The organism is Carboxylicivirga sp. M1479, from assembly GCF_007097485.1.
Taxonomy (GTDB): domain Bacteria; phylum Bacteroidota; class Bacteroidia; order Bacteroidales; family Marinilabiliaceae; genus Carboxylicivirga.
In genome coordinates, this window is record NZ_VKDE01000023.1 from 40,992 (window position 1) to 63,446 (window position 22,455).

A 22,455-nucleotide genomic window follows, 5' to 3' on the forward strand; every position below is an offset into this window, starting at 1 on the left:
ATGCAAACAATTAAATATTACTTTTGAGGTAATGTAAAGTAAAAATCACTGCCTTGGTTGATGGTACTATTGCACCATACTCGACCTTGATGCTGCTCGATATAATCTTTACAGATTAATAAGCCAAAGCCATATCCAATTTCTCCATTGGTGCCTTCATTGGATACCACATTATCCATCTTAAAAATTGTTGCCATGGTGTCCTCATCCATGCCTATACCTTTATCAGATATAAGTATTTCAACTTCATTTTTTTTTTCAGTTGCTTCAACACGAATAGTGCTTCCCTGGGGCGAGAATTTGATAGCATTTGAAATGAAATTTCTTAGAATGGTTTTTAGCATGTTCTGATCTGCCATTACCACACAAGCCTTATCTACAGAAGTTTCAAACGAGATATTTTTTTCATTCAATAAATACTTTAAAATAGACTGACATTCCTCTACAATTGCTAACAAATTTTGTTGTTCTGGATTAAAAGTCATTACTGATTTTAAATTAGCACCCCATTCTAACAACTCACTAAGTAGTTCAAATGCTTTGTTCGAACTCTCATATAACACTTTCAGTTGCGTCTTTCTATCTTCATGTTCTAGTTGATCAAATCTGTGATGTAATATTTCCGAAAGTCCTAAAATGGAAGTAAAAGGAGCCCTTAGGTCATGTGCCAAAACAGTGAAGAAACGATCTCTCACCTCCAGCATTTTTTTTAGTTTAATTTTTTGATTAAAAGAATCTAGATGTACTTTAATTCGGGCAAGTGAACTCTCGTAATGAAATGGTTTATAGATAATATCTGCTCCACCGTTTTCAAAAACTCTTGATATACCATCCTTATCCATTTTGGCAACTAAGAACAAGACCGGAACATCTTTATTAGGCGTTTGACTTTTTAGTTTTTGAAGTGTTTCAATACCATCCATATCTGGCATTCGCACATCGATAAGCATTAGATCAAAACATATATTTCTACTAATACCAAGTGCCTGTTCTCCTGAGGTTGCTATGTATGTGTTAACCCTTTCATTTTTTAATAATAAACTTTCAATTATCTTAACATTATCGATTATATCATCTACAATTAAAACATTCCTCACACTACTTTCCATCATTTATATTGATATTTTTGAAGGTATTAGTCCCAATTTTGTTGTCTTTGATATAATCAGATATCTTCTTATCTTCAGTTAAAGTATGTGACACAAACCAATTATATATAAAATTCAAATATTCATTAAAATTACGCGTGTTGTGGCGCTCAATATTCAACTTCTCCATTAAATCGAGATGAATAAGCTGATGTTTGTGCCTATTAGGATATTCTATATCTATCAAAAAATTCTCTTCGCTCGTAAAATGAAACTCTTGGTATTTTTCTATTTCATTTATCATCCTTAATAACCTCTCATCGTCATAGTTGTTAAGTATTCCTATTCGAAAAGAGTCAATCAGTTCTAAAAATATTCGATGCTCTAAGTCAATTCGATAAATGTCCGTATCAAATTCTGATTTCCACTCAAGCTTTGTATTAATTTCAATAGTTTGTTTGTTCATCACTTCTATGCTGTTATAATCCCCTAAAAATATTAGGCGGTAGAACAGGCAAAGGGTAAGATTGTTCTAGCAAAGTATATTTATGTGCAAATTTTGATGTAATAATAGGTAATTTACGTAGTAGTTGTAATTGCTATTCAGGACCAAAAATAAAATGCATTCTTTGAAATTGTTTGTTCATCGCACTTGCAGAACGGTAATCGGCTTAAATACATTAATGTTGTTTTATCAGCGTTAATACTGAGTTGGGGACTCAGTATGGGCAGACTTGGTACAAGTGTTGTAAGAGTAGGAAATTGCGTATTCCATTACTAGTCGGGTAATTACAAATAAAAAAAATGATGCTAAGCTTAAAAACTTTGCAGTATCAAACTTGATAGAATTAATCCGAATGAAGCAATAATCTCATAGTAATTTTCTTGTAGCGAGGTCTTAAGAAATTAAGTGAGAGGTTAAGTTGACGGCTTTTTCTCCCTTTTTTAAGCTTGAGGCAATTAAAATTGTGAATGCCTTAAATATGAGATGAAAAAAAGGGAATATTCAATGGTTTGAGTGGAATAAACAATTTCTTAAAGGGATATCAGGCAGTTTCTGTACTTCGGTCTGACTTTAGGTCTACCCGGCGGAGTATTTAGTAAAGTATAACAAAAAACGCCCCTCATTTCTGAGGAGCGTTAAATCTATTATTTTAATAAGCCTTAGGCGGCTATTTTCTCTTTCACAAAGCGGTTACGTATCCTAACAGCCAGGTTGTACATTACAGGAGCCATTATTAAGGTTAATACTGTTGAAGTACTTAAACCGAATATAACAGTCCATGCCATAGGTGACCAAAAGTCCGCGTTATCGCCACCAAAGTATATCTTAGGATCTAACTCTGTAAATAGGCTAAAGAAGTCGAAGTTTAAGCCAACGGCCATTGGTATCAAACCTAAAATAGTTGTGATGGCTGTTAAAAGCACAGGTCGTAAACGTGTTTTTCCACCTCGTACAATGCTGTTTACTTCATCGGCACGTGATAAACGACCGTGGTCGCCAAGTCCTTGTTGGTCTTTAAACTGCTGACGAACAAGGTCGATGTAGTCAATTAGTACAATACCATTGTTAACCACAATACCAGCCAGTGAAACAATACCAACACCCGTCATCAGAATAACAAAATCCATTTTGAATGTGGCTAAGCCCATAAATACTCCAATTGTACTTAGTCCTACCGTTCCGATAATGATGAGTGGTTTGGCACCCGAGTTAAATTGCGTAATCAAAATCATCGCAATTAAAGCCAGTGCAAATAAAAGTGCACCCACTAAGAAATCTGATGTCTCCTGCTGACTCTCTTGCTCACCGGTCATCTTCCAATGGTAGTTGGCTGGCATCGGATAGTCGTCAAGTAAATCTTTAATACGTGCATTAATCTCATTGGCATTGTAGCCCGATATCACATTTGAACTTAAAGTGATCACACGGGTATTGTCAATTCTGATAATCTTCTCGTAAGTAGAAGCATACTCATATTTGGCCACAGCCGAGATTGGTATCAAGTGAATAGTCCCGTTTTTATCCACCTTCATTTTTTCATTCATCAAGGTGGATACATCGTAGCGATACTTGTCTTGCAAACGTAACATGATGTCATACTCATCTTCACCGTCTTTGTACTTGCTGATTTCCTTACCGTATAATGATGTACGTAGTGCCATGGCCACCTGTTGAGTTGATAATCCCATACGGCGAACTTTATCTCTATCGATAAAAAGCTGCATCTCTGGTTTGTTGGTATTTAAATCCATCTCCAGGTTTTCAATACCAGCAATGTAATCCGCATTAATGGTTTGTTTAATATCTTCGGTTAAAGTGATTAAGCGCTCATAGTCATCGCCACCTACTTCAATATTAATAGGCTTACCAACCGGAGGTCCATTGTCCTCTTTTTCAATAAATATTTTGGCACCAATAAATCCATTAAAGGCTTCAGATAACTCTGACATGATATCGCGTGTGCTGTGGCCTTCGCGGAATTGATAGTCATGGAATGTGATGGTTGTTAATGATTTATTGGGCGAACGACCCGACTCAAATAAGCCACCTTTACCATTGCCAACACTCACACCAACAGACTTAACAATGTCCATGTATGGGTCTAATGTTTTATATAGAATCTCCTCTGCGTTAACTGTTACCTGGTCAGTAACTTCAATATCGGTACCCAATGGTAATTCCATGGTAACGTATATGGTACGTGGCTCTCCCTCTGGAAAAAAGAATACGTTTGGTTTCATTATGTAAAAAAACATGATTGAGCCAAAGAATAAACCAATGGAGCCTGCCAAAAGCCATTTACTGGTGCGTCGACCTAGTGTTTTGCGCAACGTGGCCTCATACATGTTTTCCAGCTTAGGTAAGAAGGTATGCTGAAACCAAATGGCTGAAGGCTTCAGAGCAAATTTATTGAGCGTTGTAATGATGAGAGGCAAGACGAATAAGTTGCCCCCAAGGATGCTTCCTCCTAAATAAAACACAACACCTAACGCTGCCAATATACCTGTTACAATAAAATACTTGCGGAAGCTTTTTTTCTCACGCACATCTTCCAGCTTCATAAATTTAGATGCATACACCGGGTTTAATACCAGAGCAACAAATAAAGATGATGCTAACACGATTATTAATGTTATTGGTAGGTAGCTCATGAACTTACCAACAATGCCCGGCCAAAAAATCAATGGGAAAAAGGCAGCTAAAGTAGTGGCTGTTGATGAGATAATCGGTATCGCAATTTCACTGGTTCCGTTCTTAACCGCCTTCTCGGGTTTGACGCCATGCTCCATCATCCGGTAGACATTCTCAATCACCACAATGGCGTTGTCGACCAACATACCTAGCGCAAGCACCAAGCTAAATAACACCATGGTGTTGATGGTATATCCGATCTGCTTTAGTACCATCATGGAGATGATCATAGAAACCGGAATAGCTAATCCAGAAAAGATGGCGTTACGTAAGCCCAGAAATAAATACAGAATAATCATCACGAAAATCATACCCAATAGGATACTGTTTTCCAGATTGCTGATCTGATCACGTACCGATACTGATTGGTCATCGGTGACTGTTACCGTTAAATCAACAGGTAGTGTTTCGCTCTCTTGCTTTTCCTTGATGATGCCCAATATTTTATCGGTCGCATCCAATAGGTTCTGACCACTCTTTTTTACAACAGAAAGAGTCACAACCGATTTGTGATCTAAGCGCGATATGGTACTTTGCTCTTCAAAACCATCAATTACTTCCGCCACGTCTTTGATGTAGATAACACGACCATCAATTTCTTTAACAATGGTGTTACGTATCTGATCCATGTTGGTGTAATCGGCCTGGATACGAATTGAACGACGTGTGCCGTCTACCTTTATCTCACCAGCGCCTACCGTAAAGTTCTCTGTTTGAACGGCGAACTCAATATCTTCAAATGTTAGGTCGTAGGCCGCCAGGCGATGTGGGTTAACGTGTATTTTAATTTCACGCTCATCAACACCACGGATGTCGGCTTCTCGTACTTCACGTAATGTTTCGAATTCATCCTGTAAACTCTCGGCAAACTGCTTTAGTTCATAAATACTGTAATCGCCCGAAAGGTTGATGTTCAATACCGGAAATTCCGAAAAGTCGATGTCATCAACAATCGGGTCATCCATTAAGTCATCAGGTAACTCGCTAATAGCTTTGTCTACTTTGTCTTTTACATCCAGCTTGGCCTGATCAACCGATACATCGGCCTCAAATTCCACGATTATCAAGCTCATATCCTGGAAAGAGTTGGACGACATTTTTTTAACACCGTTCAAATCCTTTAGTTCCTTCTCTAGTGGACGCGTGATCAGATTTTCGATATCAAGAGGACTGTTACCCGGGTGAGGCGTACTCACCGAAATGTATGGAATAACAATTTCGGGGAACTGCTCGCGCTGCATAGACGAGTAACCCATCCATCCGGCCACAATCAAAAAGAGTGTGAGGATGTAAATGGTATTTTTATTGGCCAGTGCCATGAAAGTTGGTTTAAACTTTCTGGTGGAGACCTTTTCTTTGTGTTTTATATTTTCTTCTTGCATTTGTAATCAGATTTTGGGCAAGGGTTAGAGTGAAATTGCAGAGCCGTCAACTACCTGTGCATAACCTTCGGTGATGATTTTGTCGCCAGCTTGCAAGCCTTCTGTGATCATGGTGTTGTTATTATCTTTGATGCCAGTTTGGATGTAGCGTTTTTTTGCACGAACCTTACCGTCAATATCTTCTGCTACAAAAAGAAATTCACCACTAAAATCTTTTTTAACCAGGATAGAAGGCACAATAATCGCATCCTCGGCTGCAAATGTTCTCAGCTTTAAGATGGCCAACATATTTGGTTTGATGTCATTGCTTTTGTTTGTCAGGTCAATGCGAACGCGGAAAGTACGACTGTCAGGGTCAATGACTGCTGATGAGCGATAAATACGGGCATTAATGTTTTTATCAATCACTGGAAATTCAACATCTACTCTGTCACCAGCGTTTATCTGCTGTAGGTATATCTCCGATACATCGGCTGTTATATACACATGGTCGATGTTTACCAGACGTGCAAAAGGCAATTGTGGGCCAGCCATCTCGCCTTCGCGCTGAATAATTTCATCAACAACCCCATCGATAGGCGCACGAACTGTTGCTAAATCTAGCTGTGCCTGCAAGGCTTCTTTTTGCTGTTGCAAAGCTTCCATGTTCGACTTAGCTTGTAAGTATTCCATTTCAGAGCCAATGTTTTGTTCCCACAAGTCAGCCTGACGCTCATAAGTAGTCGTGGCCAATTGCAGGTTAATCTCTACCTGACGTAACGATCTCTGAGTCATCTCAGTATTTAAGCGAGCTAAAACAGTACCACGACGCACGCGGTCGCCCTCTTTTACATTGATAGATATGATTTTACCTGCTGTTTCGGGGCTGATGAGAATGTTTTTATCGGCTTTAACTTTACCTGTTACATCAACAAAATGCTCGTAAAGCTCTTGTTTGGCTTTAGCAGTTACCACATTAACCACACCTTCTTTGCGGTTAAGAGAAAGTTCCTTTTCCAGCTTGATTATTTCTTTTTTAAGATCGCTAAGCTCCTTTTTGTAGGTTTTAAGCTGTTCTTGTTTTGCTTTGGTTTCATCGGCTGGTTCACCTGCACAGGCTACCATTAAAGCAATAAGAGGAAGTATTAATAATTTTTTCATGTGTTTAATTTTATTTGGGTTGTTACACGATGTTCTGTGAACGATAATTATAATTGGTTAATGGCTTTTTTGTATTTAATATGTGTATCCAATAGGTTTAATGTCGATTGGATATAACTGATTTGCGACTGAATGTATTGACCTTCGTTTTGCGAAAGCTCGGTGCTGGACGCTAAACCTTTTACAAATTTCACGCGGGTACGATCATAAATGCGGAAAGCAATTTCTTCTCCTTCTTTATCATTCATGTAGGTAGCTTGTGCATTTTTAAAGTTGGATTCTGCAACCATCAATTGTTGCTTTAATCCTTCTTCCATCATGCGCATGTCGTTTTGTAGTTTCAGGTAGTTGATTTTTTCCTGATCGACCTTAGCACTTTGTTTACCCGATTGAAAAATAGGCATGGTTAACGACAAGCCCAGCATTTGTGAGTTGGTTTTATCCATGTTGCTAAATTCGTCGCCAAACTGTATGTAGCTAATGTTATAAAAAGCATTAATCTTTGGCAGGTATTGCACCTTTTCGTTTTTAACAATTGTTTTTTGCGCTTCCTCCTGAGTTTCCAATATTGAATAATCGATGTGATTGGTTACATCAAAACTGTTTGATTGAGGTATAAAGTCTTCAACAGGCGTTAGTAAAAAATCAATGTTATCAATCAATTTAATAGGCTGCTCTAGTTCAATACCCATCGAATATTTTAATACAGCTTCGGCTATTAAAAGCTGACGCTCGGCATCCAATACCAGATTACGCGAGTTGTTCACCATTAATTTTAACTGGTCAACATCAGTCATCTCTCTAAAACCATTATTAAAATAGGCTTCAGTTTCTTTAAGCGTTTGTTCGTTAACTTCCAGGTTCTTTTTAAAAGTTTCCAGGTTTTTGAGAGCTACCAAGGCTACATAATACGATTCTGCAACCGACTGACGAACATCTATTTGTGTTTTAGTTTTGTTTTTCTCACTAATATCTACATAAATACGACTGGCTTTAACACCAAGTAAGTAAGAACCGTCAAAAACTAATTGGCTAACGTTACCAGTGGCATTCCAACTATACTGTTGTCCAAATTGTGTTTTTAAACGAATCGGGTCCGAACCGTCTTCAGGTGTCATGGTAATCACGTTTTCCTGAATAGAAAGGTTATTCGTTAATTGTGATTCGGCATTTACCTGCGGCAAACCAATGGCAATGTACTCCCAAACCTTTTTTTCAGCTGCCTCAATGTCGTAGGTGGCACCTTTGCTCTGAAATGAATTTTCGGTGGCATACTCCATAGCTTCCAGCAGTGAGAAAGCCAGTGAGTCGCTTGTTGTTTGCGCCCTGGCGGGTAGCAAGCCAATCAAAACGATTGCCAACAGGGTTAATAAAGTGTTTCTCATAGTTGTGTGTTTATTTTTGTTCCTCATTGTTTTCGCAGAATAAGCGTTCTACTTCTTCCATTCCTTTGGCATTGCAAATGCCCCTGAAATGGTATTTAAATACTTCGTTAAACAGTTCCATATCTCTTAATTCGTTGGCCATAAATAAGCCGTTTGAATCGTCAAATGTGTAAACATGATGGGCAAACATCAGGCGTGCGATCACGTCCTCCTTAACATCTTCGTGGTAGAAGCCCTCTTTTTTGCCTTGTTGTATATTGGCAGAGTAGGCATCCATAATCACATCTTTTTGATTGTTTTGAAAATCTTGTAATACACCGGGGTAGTATTTTTTCAGATCAAACATAATGGTGGGTTGGTACTGCCCAATATGGGGTTCCATCATTTTTTTGTATTCGAAAAACTGCTCTATGGCGTTGATATCCTCTCTTTTAAAAATTGACATCACTTTACAGTCCTGATTGGCTGCCAGCTGTAAGGCTTCCTCAACCAATTCATTTTTATCGTTAATTGATTGGTAAAGCGTTTTCTTTGACATACCCAGTTCACGGGCAATGTCATCCATACTAACGCTTTTTATGCCGTATTGACAAAAAAGCTTTAGGGCACTTTCCGTTATTTCCAAGCGTTTAGATTCCATCATGCAAAAGTATAAACTTTATACTCTCGGGAAACTTAAAATGTGTTAAAAGTTTCCTAAGTTTCTTCGATGTAATTGTTATTTGTTTGTTTTGATGTTGTTAGTCAATAAAAACCAATGCCTCGTGTATTTTCTGAAGTCCCAATGAATAAAACCATTTTCTTCGTATTTGGTAGATGATTCAACTAGCAATGGATAAATCAGTTTTTACACTTCTGTTATTATTAGTTTTTGCATTTGGCAATTTGGAGGCTCAAAGCAATAAGAAGTTCAAGAGTAAAAAGAGGACTTCGAAGCGAGAGATTCGTAAGCGCCAACAGGAGGCTTTTGATAAAGATGACAGCAATGCTTTTAATCCGAAGCAACCCATGGGAGCTCGCCGCAACGACAATAGAGATGATCTGTTGTGGCATAATGAAACGGCCAATACGGTTTACGATAAAGCAAGCAATATTAGTTTGGTAAATCCGTCGAGGTATGGTCTTAAGCCAGGCTTGGAGCTTTCATCCGTTATTTTGCTTAATTATTGGATGCCCAATATTTATCTAAAAAAGAGATGGCGAAACGACAATTGGTATGTGTCGAGTAAACATGGTTTGTACTCTGCCACTCCAGGACTTAATTGGGCTAACAATCGTAACTATAGTTCCATCGTCGAAAGTGCTGAGCATATACCTTTTATTTTATCGATTAAAAATGAATTGCTGATCTCGCGCTTGATAATGAGTAATTCGAGGTGTGGAAGAGATCAGCCGTATATTATTTTTACCGGAGGTATTGGTGTTGATTTTGGGGTGCCTTTTGGCGAATCAGATTTAACAGAGATGAAAGGTCATTTTTTGGCCAATAGAAGTCCTGCCTTGATAGGTTCGGGTTATACGGCTTATGCCAAGTTAAGGGCCGATTGGCAGATGACACCGCTCTTGATGTTGGGTGGAGGATTTAAATACTTTAGAGGAGACTTTTCGGGGAATGGTGCCTTGGAGCACAATATGGAACTTCAAACACTCATCTTACCACAGTTTTCCTTTTCCTTGGGTTATATGCTATCAATAGCCAATTATACCGATACTAACAGTGTTGGTATTCTTCCTTTCTTTGATCTGACCTATTATTTTGGTAAACGCCAAGGTCGCCAAAAGGGATTGTTTGGCGGAGGTATGTTCTAGTAAAAAAACTTTCGTTTTCTTACAATCTAACATCGGTGTCGTTATTTTCCCTTTGGATTCTTTTAAATGTTATCTTTAGCCATCGTTCAGCATTAATGCGCTTTTGCTGAATGTTAAAACCAAAAAACAACGTTTATTTAAAATCTAATTTATTGAAAATGAAAAAGGAAGTAGCGATTGGTATCGATATTGGCGGTACCAACACTGTAATTGGTATTGTTGATCGAAGCGGTAAGTTATTAGCCGAAGCTTCAACGCCCACACTAACCAATACTGAGATTAAGAATTACCTGGATGTGCTGAGTGCCAAAATTAATGAAACCGTATACGAACTAGACGAAGAAGTCGAGGTAATGGGTATTGGGGTAGGAGCCCCAAGTAGTAATTACTATACAGGAGAAATTGTTGGTGCATCCAACCTGGGATGGGGAGATGTGGTGCCGTTTGTGAAGCTGCTCCGCCAGTATTACGATTATCCTACCATTGCATTAACAAACGATGCTAACTCAGCCGCCATGGGCGAAATGATGTACGGAGGTGCCAAGGGTATGAGTAATTTTATAATGATGACGCTTGGAACAGGAGTAGGCAGTGGCATTGTTATTAATAAAGAGTTGGTGCTTGGTCATGATGGTTTTGCAGGAGAGTTAGGCCATGTTATTACTGAGCGCAATGGACGCGAATGTGGATGTGGTAGAAACGGCTGCTTAGAAACTTATGCTTCTGCAACTGGGATTTGCCGTACGGTATCTGAATTAAATGCCAATACCAAAATACCAAGTGACTTGCGTAAGGTGCCATCTGGGCAATTTACATCTAAAATGATATACGATGCTGCCGTAAAAGGAGATGAGTTAGCCTTGGAAGCATTTGAAAGAACAGGCGAGATGCTGGGACGTGCTATCGCTGATTTTGTGGCTTTCTCAAGTCCTGAGGCTGTTTTCTTATTTGGAGGTTTAGCACAAGCGGGTGATTATATTTTTAAACCCACTCACAAGCATATGGAAGAAAACATGTGTTTCTTATACAGTGATAAAGTGAAGTTACTGCCATCGGAATTGGATGGTGCTAAAATAGCCGTGCTAGGTGCAAGTGCCGTGGTATGGAAAGAGCTGGAACAATTGGAGCAGTAAAATCAATTAAAAAGCTAAAAGGCGTAGTAGGGATAAGTGTTTCTTCTTTTCTCTATTGCGCTTTCCACTCAACTGAGTTCATATCACGTCCAAGCTTGACAATATCACATTCAGGTGAGGCCATATCACAGTCAAGTATGTCGATGTCACATCAAGGCTATGCACTTCTCACGCTAAAGTGAGATCATATCACGGTAAAGCAGTGCCATATCACACTAAATAATGTATTCCGATAATCTAAACCTTACTGGACTAAATCTTAAAAGTTCCTTACTTGGATAGGTGCGGGGCTTGTTAAGCGATCTAAAAATATAAACAATAAGTGATTAGCAGAGCTGTAGTCATTGGCTATTAGTTGTTCAGGAGATTGCACATAAGGTTTGTCTTTCTCACGTTCAAGCTCTTCATGACAATTTGTAAGCATGTTGTTGATGTCCTTTGCTGTGAACTCGAAATGACATTGTAAGCCATATACCTTGGGTCCGTATCGCACTATTTGGCGCGGACAGCCATCGCTTTGTGCTATTATTACAGCATCATCCGTTAAACCTGGCATATCGCCATGCCAATGCCCGCAACCAAATACAGTAGGAAAATCTGAAAACAAGGTGTCTTTTTGCCCTTCCTTGCTTAAGGTAACAGGAAGTAGACCAATTTCTTTATTGGGACTAGCTGTGGTATTAGCCCCCAGGGCGTTGCTTATCATTTGTGCTCCCAAACATACTCCTAATACAATTTTATCATCATCAATGGCTTGTTTTATCACAGCTTGCTCAGCTACTGTGTCAAAATGAGGAAACTCATCCATACTGGAATAAGGAGATTGTGGGCCACCCATTATCAAAAGCATGTCAAATGCCTCACTATTTTCAGGCAAAGCATCACCCAAATATAAGTGAGATGTGGTATAGGTATGTTGCCTCTGTTGTATCCATGTGATAAAGGCGCCTGGTGCTTCAAAAGATTCGTGTTGAATAATGTGTATATGCATAATGTTACTTGTGATTCAAATAGGATTTGATAGAAAAGATAATGCCATAAACAGCACTTAGTAAAGCAAAAAGAATAAAGGTGATGATTGAGAATTCAATTACTGTATTAGTCCATTCTTCGTAGAGTACATCATTATCTAATATGTAAGCTGTTGAGGTAACTGTGATAGCTATGATAAAAAAGACTGTTAAGTTGCGTTTGTGTCTCATTAAATGACTTTAAGGAGCTTAAAAGTACAATTATTTCCTATCAAGGTAAATGGGGCTACTGTACTTTGGGTTTAATATTCACATATTATTAACAATAAGCGACTTGTTTGCAAAGTAGTGTCGCACTACTTTTGTTCGTCTATAAATAAATACATAATGACCCACACAAAATTTGGAAAGAGTTTTTATACCCTTTTGCTGATTGTTCTTTTGCTGATTGCCGCCGCCATACGAGGAGGTGCCGATTTTGATTGGCTCCAGCCAGTTGATGAGCTTGTTTATAATCTTGAAGATGTTAAAGTTGTTTATTCTAAAGCATCGACCTATAGTATGAGTTCTGATAGGAGCTTGGAGGTGTATGATAACGGCAAAAACTTATTAGGTTATGCCCTAATTTCAGAAGAATTAGATGCGCGCTTCCCTGGATATGGCGGTAAAGTGCCCTTGCTAATTGGTCTGGATACGCAAAAGGTAGTAATAGGAACTTACCTGTTAAGACACAATGAAACTGCAGAGTTTATCGATCATATTAATGACACAAAATTGCTAAATACATGGGATGGATTAGTTATGGACACCTTGCTGCTAATGCATGACGTGGACGTTATTTCGGGAGCCACCAAAAGTAGCACGGCTATCATCCGAACGTTCCATTCTTCTGTTGGTAATTATCTGGAAACAAATCATAAGCATGGAGCTCCCTCTTTTGAGCGTATTACTCAGCTGGTGCTATTGTTAGTGTTGCTGTTGCTTTCACTAAGTATGCAGTTGGGTAAGCGATTTCGACAGTATTATATTTATTATTTATTGGCTGTTGTGGTGATAATGGGTGTATGGTTAACAAAAATGTTGTCATTAGAATTGTTTCATAACTGGTTGACAAAAGGTTTACCATGGCAGAGTAATTGGGAATTAATCTCAATCCTTGTAATTTCCATTACATTAGCCATAGCAGGGCATAAAAAGTACTATTGTAATTATCTGTGCCCCATGGGTGCTCTTCAAATGCTCGCGTCAAAAGTGTCGCCATTTAAAAAGCGTTCCATTAATTTGAAAATATCGGTTCTTACGCTTCGAACAATTTATCTAAGCTTTATATGGACAAGTTTGATTCTGGGATTTTTATTGCCCCTGGCACAATTAGAGCCATTTATGGCTTTTTCCTTTAAAGTAGCCTCATGGCTAATGTTAATAGCAGGAGCAGTTATTGTAATGTTATCCTTGTTCTTCAATAGGCCTTGGTGCCAATTATGCCCTACTGGCTGTTTGCTCGATTCTATTCCATCCTTTAAATCAAAACGTAATTAATATCATCATGCAAAATAAATCACTTCTCTTAAATGTTTTATTAGCTGTCGTTATCGTAGTTCTTGTTTATCAGTTGAGTACTGCAGATGAGCGCAGTGCTCCTCTTGAAACGCCAGAAGTTGCTACCAATATTGTTGAAACAGAAAAAGTCAAAACTGTTATGCGTTCGGTGGGGGCAAAGGGGCATATTTATCCGAAGCCAGCCTTAGTAATTGGTTCATATAGTGCCCAAGGAGATCCCAATATCATGACAGCTGCCTGGGCTGGAATAGTTAATTCTCATCCAATGAGTATAGGTGTTTCTATTCGTCCGTCCCGTAAATCGTATGAAAATATTATGGCGACAAAGGCATTTACGGTTAATGTGCCATCTGCTCAGTTTGTGGCACACATGGATTATGCCGGTAACATATCGGGTTATGACGAGGATAAGTTCGCTAAACTAGGCTTAACAGCGGTAAAAGGTGATTTTGTTAATGCCCCTTATGTCGGTGAGTTTCCTGTGGCCATTGAATGCGAGGTGACCGATGTGATTGACTTAGGTTCTCACATGCAATTTATCGGTAAGGTACTTGACACAAAGGTGGATGAGCAATATTTAAGTGCCGATAATAAGGTCGATGTTATGCGCATGAATCCTGTTATTTTTGCTGATGACTATTATTACGGTTTTGGGCAACGTATTGGTCAGCCCTGGGATATAGGAAAGTTGTTTAAAGCTGGTGAGCAAGCTAAATATAATCCGCTTGTATATAACAATCCAACTCTGGCATCTATTCATAATCGTAAAAGTGTACGTCATTATACCAATCAAAAAGTTAGTGCTGAGGTCTTAACGACATTGGTAAAGGCAGGCATGGCAGCTCCAACAGCAGCGGATAAGCGACCGTGGGCTTTTGTTGTGATTGAGGAGCGAAATGTACTTGACAGTCTATCGACTTTGTCACCATATACTAAAATGCTTGAGCAAGCGACAGCAGCGATTGTTGTTTGCGGTGATATGGATAAAGCATTAGACGGTGTAGCTCGTGATTATTGGATTCAGGACTGTTCAGCTGCTACGCAGAATATATTGTTAGCAGCCGAAAGTATGGGTTTAGGTGCTGTTTGGACTGGTGTTTATCCAATTGAAAAGCGGGTTGTTGAGGTGCGTAATGTGATTGAAGCGCCAGAAAGTATCATTCCATTAAATGTAATAGTATTAGGTTATCCTACTGGTGAAGATAAACCTAAAAACAAATGGGATGAATCCAAGTTACACTGGGAGAAGTGGTAGAAAGTACAGGCGTTATACTTAAAATCTTAAGTATTGTCGCTTACCATGAATTATCAGATTGTGTGCATTTCAGAGATAACAATAAAAAAGAGCAGCCCTACTGAGCTGCTCTTGATATATAATGAAAGTACATATTTACTTCACATCTACCACACGCGTATTGCTCCAGTTGTCGTGCCAGCCTTTATCTGCAAATAAAAATGAAAAGGCTTCAAACGGTACACAACGACAAAGAGAACGAATAAAAGCGCTTCCGAAATCGGGCTTATCGCCATTGGCATCAACCACCTTTGTTTTGGTAATGAGTTTGCCAATGGTACGACCTGTGGTAGCCTCCATTAAGGTATAATAGAACAGGGTTAGAAGAGCTCCAATAAAGTATGATAATAAGTTGTTATTGGCTAATTCCTCAAGGGCTGCAGGATCCGAAATACCAACGAAAAGAGTGTAGGCTACCATAAAAAAGATGGCCATAATATACATTGCAATCACATCAATAATATAGTTGGCAAAGCGTTTGCCTTTAGATGTTTCCTCAGTATGTATCTGATGGCGTATGTCCTCCATTTCAGCTTTAAATTTGAGTTCAGCATCTTCCTTGTACATGGTGCACGATACCTCAAAAGCGGCTTCTTGATTGGTAAGGCTGCAAATAATTCCTTTCTCGGCATCAAAGCGTTGAAGAGTACATACTTTGCAATATTTTAGTCGTTCCTGTCTGTTCATTTCTATTTTATTACATTTTGTCTGGAGGGCCAAATTAAGTATTATCCGTGAATAAGTTTCTAACGATGGCGAGTAATAGGTGTTTTATGAGTGGTTTTTTATGCCGATGACACAATTTACCTTTTCTTCAATAACTTTTCCCGATGGATAAAAGCATTGCATATAAATGATGTAAATACCAGGAGTTAGTAGCTCATTCGAATCGCTTAATCCATCCCAGAAAAATGTATCACTGGCCGATATATTTTCGTTATTAAGTAGGTAACGTACCACTTGCCCATGGCTATTGTATATGCGGATGGAAGCTGTTCCTCCTTGTTCTGCTTCGTTAATGTTGATTTGTAGACGATCATCAATGCCATCGCCGTCAGGTGTAAATAACTCGTTGATTAACACCAGTCTGTTATCACGATTTTTAGTGGCTTTTACTTGCTGAGAATTGTCATAACCAGGGGTGGCATAGCCTGCTGTTGAAGTGGCAGAATACCAGTTGTTTGCTTCATTCGATGGAACATGCCATTGCAAACGCTCCAGTGAAACGCCTTCTTTACTTTTTAGAAGTTGTGAATGCATTTTCTCCGAATACTCCAATTCATCGAGTACAGTTCCTCGTTTGTCGCTTATAACAACATATCCTTCGTTATCAGGATAAGAGGGTAGGTTCGCAATGTCTAGAATATTATCGGGATGCAAGCAATTATAATGTTCAAGCTGTGCCGTTTTATTACTTGTTATGGCGAGGTAACTATGGGGGAATAGCCAGTGTTGATTTGTGTTGGCAGGAATAAGTTTTTCAATTTCGTTACCTTTCATCTGTGTCAAGTGGATATCTTTTATGCGTAAAATCTTATCAGATTGGTTGTAGAGTTCAACAAAATCAGCTCCATCGGGCAAGGGATTAAAGAGAATTTCATTTATCACGATGTCTCCCTTTGTTAATGAATCGGCCAGGCCAAAAAGCATTTGTTTATTTAACTTCAGAGGGATGTTGGCCAAGTCATTAAGATCAATGCTTTTAAGTAGGTAGACAGCATTGGTATCAAGAGCAAGCTCAAATGTAACTTGCATCTTACGAAGAAACACGGTATCGTGTTGAATGGATTGTATTTTAAGTGTTGGTTCTATCGTTAGTGCGTGATTGCTTGTGAATTGCATTGCTTCATTAAAGCAAAGTTCTAGCGTATTGGTATTTAATAGATTAAGTTGGCTTAATAATGGCGCATGTACATCTTTGTTTTCTTGCTCAACTGAATTGCTGAAACCAGGAGTGCCTCCCAATAGGTTTAAGCTCCATTGGTAATTATCTGCTGTGCCACTATGGTTGCTGGCATCGATGCATTCAACAGCCCAACCACCATCTCTTTTAAAAGTCTCTCCTGGTATTGCGTTAGGGTTATATTGAGTCGCATCAATGATTTCATTCTCTTGGTTAATCAACACCAAATCGCAACTACTATTGTTAAGTGTTGGTAGTGCTTGAACAAATACGCTTGCTGGTGCATCTATCCATTTGTCTTGATGATTCGCATTTACCAGGCAAATTAGTTGGCCAGTATTAACTGTAGAATCGGGTAGGATCGCTGTTTTATCGTTGACTTTTATACGCCACTGATCTAAATAAATGGGGTAGGGCGATGTGTTCATCAATTCAATATATTCTAGTTCTGGCAGACCCATTGACGGAGTAGGGTCGGCTAAATATTCGTTAATTACCATATCAAAACGTTTGGCTTGATAATACAGTAGATCTGTTTCGATTGCTATAACAGTATCGCCAATGGCATCTATCAAATTATTAAGGCGGAATTGATGCTGCTGTCCATTACTAAGCGGGGAGGACAAGTTTACTGTAAATTCGTGTTCGTCATCACTTAAAATTTTTGCAATTTCTGGCACTTGATTATCAATGTGAAAGTGAGCCTTACTAAAATTATCGAGGGGAATAGCCTTATTAAATCTCAAACGTATTGTACTTAAATTCATGAGGCGAATGCTAGTGCATTCAATCCGCTTATAGCTATAGGGTAAAAAGGTTCTCTGCAATACATTGTCATCTAAGTCATGTATGTTTTCAACAACTAGAGTATCGACAATAGTGCTTTGAAGAGCAGGGTAAAAATTAAGCTTGATGCTTTTATTGATGTCTTTGTACTCATACGATGTTGGGTGTTGTCCAGAGGATAAAATGGTAAAATCACTTAAGTCGATTGAACCATCATTTATTGCTTCACTCAACTCAAGTTGTATCACGGAACCATTAATCACGTTAAAATCCACGATCTCAGGAGGTGTTTTATCGCGATAGGCTTGTCCTGTCACTACAATATCATCTAAATAAAACTTAGTTGCCCTGGTTTTAGTGTATTGGCAGAACCAACCAAAATAGTTCGACGACGTATTGTATTCAAAAGTTGCTTGTCCCTCTTTAGTCCATCCACTGCCCATGTCAGATTCTAATGTCCAGCGATCGCCTGTTCTTTTAACACGAATAAGTACGTCCGAAGATGGCATATCAAGCCGTTTTGCTGTACCTGTAATCACTTTTTCCTTTTTATCATCCATTATTTTATACAGACAAATGTTATCATCTGTGTTGCCCAGTTCTACATAAATGGCATTTTTGGCATTGTTCAGTTGAGCTGAATTACTGGCTAAATAAATGCGTGTGTAATTACTTGAGGATGGGTTGAAGTCCATTTTAACCCTAAAAACCCAGCTTGCTGATTCAATTACCTGACACGCTGTACTCAAGTAAGATGTGCCAGCTTCTGTGTTGTTTAATTGTAACTCATTGTTGGTATTTACAATGAAATGGGAGTCGTTGCCTGTCCATTGAGGAGCCAAATTAAAATTGCCATCGCCGAATGATTCGTTAATTTGAGAAAAGGCGCATAAGGGGAATAGTAGCAAAAGGATAAAAAATCGTTGCATCAGGTTAAAGGTTAATGTAAATATTTCTATTTTTGTATCGGAATGTAAGCATATATCAATCCACCAACACAATACAATTTAACACAATTTGCTTACTAATTAAAATTAACATCACCGTTGAGGTTCATTTTTTATGTTGCGTAAAGAGTGTGATCTAAGCAATTTAAATTTTTAGAGTAATGAAAGTAGCAATCGTTGGTGCTAGCGGCGCTGTAGGACAAGAGTTCCTAAGGGTATTGGAAGAGCGTAATTTTCCAATGGATGAGTTAGTTTTGTTTGGTTCAAAACGAAGTGCAGGTAAAAAAATCATGTTCAAAGGGCAAGAGCTTATTGTTAAGGAGCTTCTGCATAACGATGATTTTAAGGATATTGATATAGCCTTAACTTCAGCAGGTGGCGGAACCTCAAAAGAATATGCCAATACCATTACCAAGCATGGTGCTATGATGATTGATAACTCAAGTGCTTTCCGAATGGATGAAGATGTACCATTGGTAGTACCTGAAGTTAATGCTGAGGATTGTAAAAATGCGCCTCGTAATATTATTGCGAATCCAAATTGTACAACTATTCAAATGGTAGTGGCTTTGAAGCCTATAGAACAACTATCGCATATTAAGCGAGTGCATGTTTCTACCTACCAGGCATCGAGCGGTGCAGGAGCCAGTGGTATGCAAGAGTTGGAGGATCAGACCGAGGCCATTGTAAAAGGTGAAGATACCAAGGTGGATGCTTTTCAGTATCAGTTGGCCATGAACCTAATTCCACAGGTGGACGTATTTACGGATAATGATTACACCAAAGAGGAAATGAAGATGTTTAACGAAACGCGCAAAATAATGCATTCCGACATTAGTGTGAGTGCTATGTGTGTTCGAGTACCTATACTTCGTGCTCATTCCGAAGCTGTGTGGGTTGAAACAGAGGCGCCTGTTGCTCCTGTTCAGGCTAAAGAGGCCTTTGCCAAAGCTGATGGTGTTGTATTAATGGATGATCCTGCTAACAAAGAGTATCCAATGCCGCTGTTTTTAGCTGGTAAAGATGAGGTATTTATTGGACGTGTTCGACAGGATTTAGCCAATCCTAATGGATTAACATTTTGGTGTGTGTCTGATCAGATAAAAAAAGGAGCTGCCCTAAATGCTGTGCAAATTGCCGAGTATATGATTAAAGAAGGCTTGATCAAATAAGAAAATAATTGTCAGTAACTATTAGTGAATAGCTGCTGTTTTTTAATAATGATATAAGAGAAGCGTGAGTTACTTGCGCTTCTTTTTCTGTTTAATACCTACCTTATATACTTGTATTGCTTTTTTCTTTCCTTTCAATTTTAAGGCTTCTTTATCTTTGTGTTCACTAAAGGTAAAGCCATCGTGACTTTTCAGACGTTCGTATAGTAAACCCGAAATTAATAGATTGCTCTTTAATTCGTTACACTTAGATTCGATGCGAGCCGTTGTGTTTAAGGTATCGCCATTGTATGAAATATCGCGTTTAAAACGCCCTACCTGCAATACCATTATTTCACCCATGTGCAATCCTGCTTTAAACTCTGGCTTTTCGCCATATATATTGTTATAAATAAAGCTTTTGCGTTGTATGAGTTTTTGAAAGGCAAAAAATGCTTTGATACAATTGTTATTACGAATGCCATTTTTAAAACTCCACGATATAATAGCGCCATCACCCAGGTACTGGTATATTTCACCTTTATAATTTTCAATAATTGCTAAATCGCTAAATACATCTTGCACTAAAAAGCTGAAGCGTTTATGGCCTAATTTCTCGGCAATAGTCACCGATGATTTCATGTCGACAAACATAAAGATGCGTTTTTCCACGCGTGGTTTGTTCAATGTCCCTGTTATCCAATGGAGGAAATTGGAAATGCCTATTTTTCTATACGAAGCTCTGAATAAACTATTGAGTATGCATGAGAGGTAAAACCAGGCGATAAAACGAGCTTGAGGCAGTCCTATTTTTGGCATCATCTCAAAATAAATACGGTAATCTTTAAGCTGTTCAAAGCTGAGGTTTTTATTGGATGAAAAAAAGATGATGAGCAGTCCTAAAGCCAGGTATAAGAAAAAGCGCAGAAATACGAATATTCGAATGGGGGAACGTCGCATTAATTTGTCAAAAGAGGCCATGTCTATGGCTGTAAATAATACAGCCAATAATGCAGACAACAAAACTGTATTGCCGTAGATGTCATCTTTAATAAAAAGTTTAAGGTAGTTAATGTAAATGCTTTCATCCCCTGTAATAAAGACGTAAAAAAACAAGGAGGCCAGCCAAAATATCAGATGATAAAAAAGTGAACTTAGAAAATTGAGTGTTCTTATTTTTAATTTGTCGAGTAGAAACATATGTGTGATAAGCGATGTGTGTGGCTATTCACTTTTTGTTTACAGTTCTATTCGATAATGGTTACGCTCTGGGCTTGAAAAATTGGCTTTTTGAATGCAAGTTATTGAATGATAATTTCCAAAAAGTTATTGAAAAAGTGGAAGTGTCTTTTAGGAATTTAGTTCATAGAGCAAAAAAAAGAGATGCTGGTGCACCTCTTTAAGTTATTTTTATTGCTAGGATTCTTCCTGACCCTCTTCGTTGTATGAATTATAAAGATAATCGTTGAAAGGGAAGCGTTGAGCATGTATAGTTTTGACTTTGTCGTATATCAGTTGTTTGAATTCCACAAAGTTGACTTTGTTCTTTGCCGAAATGAAAATACAATCTTTCTGTTGACCCATCCATGTTTCTTTTAGGTCGTCTAGAGAATAATTTTCTCTGGTTTTTGGCGTTAAGTCATCCTCCTCCTTTGGTGTGTATTCAAAGGCATCCACTTTGTTAAACACCAAAATGTGTGGCTTATCTGTTTTATCTATTTCCGCCAAAGTTTTGCTCACAACTTCTACTTGTTGTTCAAAACCAATGTGCGATACATCAACAACGTGTAAGAGTATGTCTGCTTCACGCACTTCATCCAATGTTGACTTAAACGATTCAACTAAGTGATGGGGGAGTTTTCTTATGAATCCAACCGTATCGGCAAGTAGGAAAGGTATGTTGTCGACCACAACCTTGCGAACGGTGGTGTCCAGTGTCGCAAAAAGCTTATTCTCGGCAAATACTTCTGATTTGCTAAGAACATTCATGAGTGTGCTTTTACCAACATTGGTGTAGCCAACTAATGCCACCCTTACCAGTTTACCACGGTTCTGACGTTGGGTAGCCATCTGGCGATCTATCTTTTTAAGATCGGTTTTTAGTTTAGCTATTTTATCTCGGATAATACGGCGGTCAGTCTCAATCTCTTTTTCACCAGGGCCACGCATGCCAATACCACCACGCTGTCGTTCAAGGTGTGTCCACATGCGAGTTAAACGAGGCAATAAATATTGATATTGCGCTAGCTCAACCTGTGTTTTGGCATGTGCTGTTTGTGCTCTTCGGGCAAAAATATCGAGTATCAGGTTGGTTCGATCCAGAACCAGTACCTTAAGTTCGCGTTCAAGGTTACGTAATTGCGATGGACTTAACTCATCATCAAAAATGATTGTCTTAACCTCGTGCACTTTCATGAAATCAATGATCTCTTGCAGCTTGCCTCGTCCAACATATGTTTTAGGATCTGGCATTGTCAAGTTCTGAGTGAATCGCTCAAAGGGAATGGCTCCTGCTGTTTCAGCTAAAAATGCTAATTCATCAAGATATTCATCAACTTGTTGCATTGATAATTCTGGCGTTTTAACAGCTACCAGTACTACTTTTTCCAATTCCTTTTGCGATGAAGGATGTTCAATCATTGACTACTTATTTAATTATAATTTATAACAGCACAAATATAGGCCAATTTTAGGGCAACAAAAAACCCCG

General features: G+C 38.6%; 17 protein-coding genes. 5 read left to right on the forward strand and 12 right to left on the reverse strand.

Annotated elements, in window-relative coordinates; translation table 11 throughout:
• Positions 1 to 17 precede the first annotated feature (17 nt).
• The 6 genes from FNN09_RS14540 to FNN09_RS14565 all read right to left on the reverse strand — a co-directional run bounded on the left by FNN09_RS14540 (position 18) and on the right by FNN09_RS14565 (position 8,834).
• On the reverse strand, positions 18 to 1,112 hold the full coding sequence (locus tag FNN09_RS14540; RefSeq protein WP_143303098.1) for a hybrid sensor histidine kinase/response regulator: 1,095 nt from the start codon (positions 1,110 to 1,112) through the stop codon (positions 18 to 20).
• The gene (locus tag FNN09_RS14545) at positions 1,099 to 1,554 is read right to left on the reverse strand and encodes a bacteriohemerythrin (RefSeq protein WP_185969021.1); all 456 of its coding nucleotides are present in this window, start codon (positions 1,552 to 1,554) and stop codon (positions 1,099 to 1,101) included. The genes FNN09_RS14540 and FNN09_RS14545 overlap by 14 nt, the downstream gene beginning before the upstream one ends.
• Before the next feature lie 698 nt (positions 1,555 to 2,252).
• Positions 2,253 to 5,666, reverse strand: a complete 3,414-nt coding sequence (locus FNN09_RS14550; protein WP_143303100.1) for an efflux RND transporter permease subunit — start codon at positions 5,664 to 5,666, stop codon at positions 2,253 to 2,255.
• A gap of 24 nt (positions 5,667 to 5,690) precedes the next feature.
• Positions 5,691 to 6,806 carry an efflux RND transporter periplasmic adaptor subunit gene (locus FNN09_RS14555; RefSeq protein WP_143303101.1) on the reverse strand — a complete coding sequence of 372 codons (1,116 nt, stop codon included), beginning with the start codon at positions 6,804 to 6,806 and terminating at the stop codon, positions 5,691 to 5,693.
• A 47-nt stretch (positions 6,807 to 6,853) separates the two neighbouring features.
• Positions 6,854 to 8,191, reverse strand: coding sequence for a TolC family protein (locus tag FNN09_RS14560; RefSeq protein ID WP_185969022.1), 1,338 nt, complete (start codon positions 8,189 to 8,191; stop codon positions 6,854 to 6,856).
• Between the two features lie 10 nt (positions 8,192 to 8,201).
• On the reverse strand, positions 8,202 to 8,834 hold the full coding sequence (locus tag FNN09_RS14565) for a TetR/AcrR family transcriptional regulator (RefSeq protein WP_143303103.1): 633 nt from the start codon (positions 8,832 to 8,834) through the stop codon (positions 8,202 to 8,204).
• Positions 8,835 to 9,022: 188 nt separating this feature from the next.
• On the opposite strand from FNN09_RS14565, the gene FNN09_RS14570 reads away from it, so the two are divergent.
• Complete coding sequence (locus tag FNN09_RS14570) at positions 9,023 to 10,000, forward strand: hypothetical protein (RefSeq protein WP_143303104.1); 978 nt, start codon at positions 9,023 to 9,025, stop codon at positions 9,998 to 10,000.
• Positions 10,001 to 10,158: 158 nt separating this feature from the next.
• Entirely contained in the window at positions 10,159 to 11,133 is a 975-nt protein-coding gene (locus tag FNN09_RS14575) for an ROK family protein (RefSeq protein WP_143303105.1), read from the forward strand.
• 259 nt (positions 11,134 to 11,392) lie between these two features.
• Here FNN09_RS14575 and FNN09_RS14580 read toward each other — a convergent pair whose 3' ends face one another.
• Both FNN09_RS14580 and FNN09_RS14585 read right to left on the reverse strand, forming a co-directional pair.
• Positions 11,393 to 12,124, reverse strand: coding sequence for a hypothetical protein (locus tag FNN09_RS14580; protein WP_143303106.1), 732 nt, complete (start codon positions 12,122 to 12,124; stop codon positions 11,393 to 11,395).
• 4 nt (positions 12,125 to 12,128) lie between these two features.
• Positions 12,129 to 12,335: a hypothetical protein gene (locus FNN09_RS14585; RefSeq protein ID WP_143303107.1), complete on the reverse strand. Its 207-nt coding sequence runs from the start codon at positions 12,333 to 12,335 to the stop codon at positions 12,129 to 12,131.
• A gap of 156 nt (positions 12,336 to 12,491) precedes the next feature.
• On the opposite strand from FNN09_RS14585, the gene FNN09_RS14590 reads away from it, so the two are divergent.
• Together FNN09_RS14590 and FNN09_RS21355 are read left to right on the forward strand one after the other, a co-directional pair.
• Positions 12,492 to 13,643, forward strand: coding sequence for a 4Fe-4S binding protein (locus FNN09_RS14590; RefSeq protein ID WP_143303108.1), 1,152 nt, complete (start codon positions 12,492 to 12,494; stop codon positions 13,641 to 13,643).
• A gap of 7 nt (positions 13,644 to 13,650) precedes the next feature.
• Positions 13,651 to 14,919 carry a flavin reductase gene (locus tag FNN09_RS21355; RefSeq protein ID WP_221932507.1) on the forward strand — a complete coding sequence of 423 codons (1,269 nt, stop codon included), beginning with the start codon at positions 13,651 to 13,653 and terminating at the stop codon, positions 14,917 to 14,919.
• A 135-nt stretch (positions 14,920 to 15,054) separates the two neighbouring features.
• Here the strand turns inward: FNN09_RS21355 and FNN09_RS14600 are convergent, their stop codons facing one another.
• Together FNN09_RS14600 and FNN09_RS14605 are read right to left on the reverse strand one after the other, a co-directional pair.
• Positions 15,055 to 15,645 (reverse strand): RDD family protein, encoded by a 591-nt coding sequence (locus FNN09_RS14600; RefSeq protein ID WP_221932508.1) that lies wholly within the window; start codon positions 15,643 to 15,645, stop codon positions 15,055 to 15,057.
• Positions 15,646 to 15,729: 84 nt separating this feature from the next.
• Positions 15,730 to 18,576, reverse strand: a complete 2,847-nt coding sequence (locus FNN09_RS14605) for a lamin tail domain-containing protein (RefSeq protein WP_143303109.1) — start codon at positions 18,574 to 18,576, stop codon at positions 15,730 to 15,732.
• Positions 18,577 to 18,755: 179 nt separating this feature from the next.
• Here FNN09_RS14605 and FNN09_RS14610 point away from each other — a divergent pair, with 179 nt between their 5' ends.
• Positions 18,756 to 19,766 (forward strand): aspartate-semialdehyde dehydrogenase, encoded by a 1,011-nt coding sequence (locus FNN09_RS14610; RefSeq protein ID WP_143303110.1) that lies wholly within the window; start codon positions 18,756 to 18,758, stop codon positions 19,764 to 19,766.
• A 69-nt stretch (positions 19,767 to 19,835) separates the two neighbouring features.
• Here FNN09_RS14610 and FNN09_RS14615 read toward each other — a convergent pair whose 3' ends face one another.
• Both FNN09_RS14615 and hflX read right to left on the reverse strand, forming a co-directional pair.
• Positions 19,836 to 20,765: an adenylate/guanylate cyclase domain-containing protein gene (locus tag FNN09_RS14615; RefSeq protein ID WP_185969023.1), complete on the reverse strand. Its 930-nt coding sequence runs from the start codon at positions 20,763 to 20,765 to the stop codon at positions 19,836 to 19,838.
• A 396-nt stretch (positions 20,766 to 21,161) separates the two neighbouring features.
• Positions 21,162 to 22,385 carry a GTPase HflX gene (hflX, locus tag FNN09_RS14620; RefSeq protein ID WP_143303112.1) on the reverse strand — a complete coding sequence of 408 codons (1,224 nt, stop codon included), beginning with the start codon at positions 22,383 to 22,385 and terminating at the stop codon, positions 21,162 to 21,164.
• Positions 22,386 to 22,455 lie beyond the last annotated feature (70 nt).

Bases quoted from the DNA above. Each gene is read 5' to 3' on its own strand.
- FNN09_RS14540 (WP_143303098.1), bottom strand. From the start codon at position 1,112: ATGATGGAAAGTAGTGTGAGGAATGTTTTAATTGTAGATGATATAATC.
- FNN09_RS14545 (WP_185969021.1), bottom strand. From the start codon at position 1,554: ATGAACAAACAAACTATTGAAATTAATACAAAGCTTGAGTGGAAATCA.
- FNN09_RS14550 (WP_143303100.1), bottom strand. From the start codon at position 5,666: ATGCAAGAAGAAAATATAAAACACAAAGAAAAGGTCTCCACCAGAAAG.
- FNN09_RS14555 (WP_143303101.1), bottom strand. From the start codon at position 6,806: ATGAAAAAATTATTAATACTTCCTCTTATTGCTTTAATGGTAGCCTGT.
- FNN09_RS14560 (WP_185969022.1), bottom strand. From the start codon at position 8,191: ATGAGAAACACTTTATTAACCCTGTTGGCAATCGTTTTGATTGGCTTG.
- FNN09_RS14565 (WP_143303103.1), bottom strand. From the start codon at position 8,834: ATGATGGAATCTAAACGCTTGGAAATAACGGAAAGTGCCCTAAAGCTT.
- FNN09_RS14570 (WP_143303104.1), top strand. From the start codon at position 9,023: ATGGATAAATCAGTTTTTACACTTCTGTTATTATTAGTTTTTGCATTT.
- FNN09_RS14575 (WP_143303105.1), top strand. From the start codon at position 10,159: ATGAAAAAGGAAGTAGCGATTGGTATCGATATTGGCGGTACCAACACT.
- FNN09_RS14580 (WP_143303106.1), bottom strand. From the start codon at position 12,124: ATGCATATACACATTATTCAACACGAATCTTTTGAAGCACCAGGCGCC.
- FNN09_RS14585 (WP_143303107.1), bottom strand. From the start codon at position 12,335: ATGAGACACAAACGCAACTTAACAGTCTTTTTTATCATAGCTATCACA.
- FNN09_RS14590 (WP_143303108.1), top strand. From the start codon at position 12,492: ATGACCCACACAAAATTTGGAAAGAGTTTTTATACCCTTTTGCTGATT.
- FNN09_RS21355 (WP_221932507.1), top strand. From the start codon at position 13,651: ATGCAAAATAAATCACTTCTCTTAAATGTTTTATTAGCTGTCGTTATC.
- FNN09_RS14600 (WP_221932508.1), bottom strand. From the start codon at position 15,645: ATGAACAGACAGGAACGACTAAAATATTGCAAAGTATGTACTCTTCAA.
- FNN09_RS14605 (WP_143303109.1), bottom strand. From the start codon at position 18,576: ATGCAACGATTTTTTATCCTTTTGCTACTATTCCCCTTATGCGCCTTT.
- FNN09_RS14610 (WP_143303110.1), top strand. From the start codon at position 18,756: ATGAAAGTAGCAATCGTTGGTGCTAGCGGCGCTGTAGGACAAGAGTTC.
- hflX (WP_143303112.1), bottom strand. From the start codon at position 22,385: ATGATTGAACATCCTTCATCGCAAAAGGAATTGGAAAAAGTAGTACTG.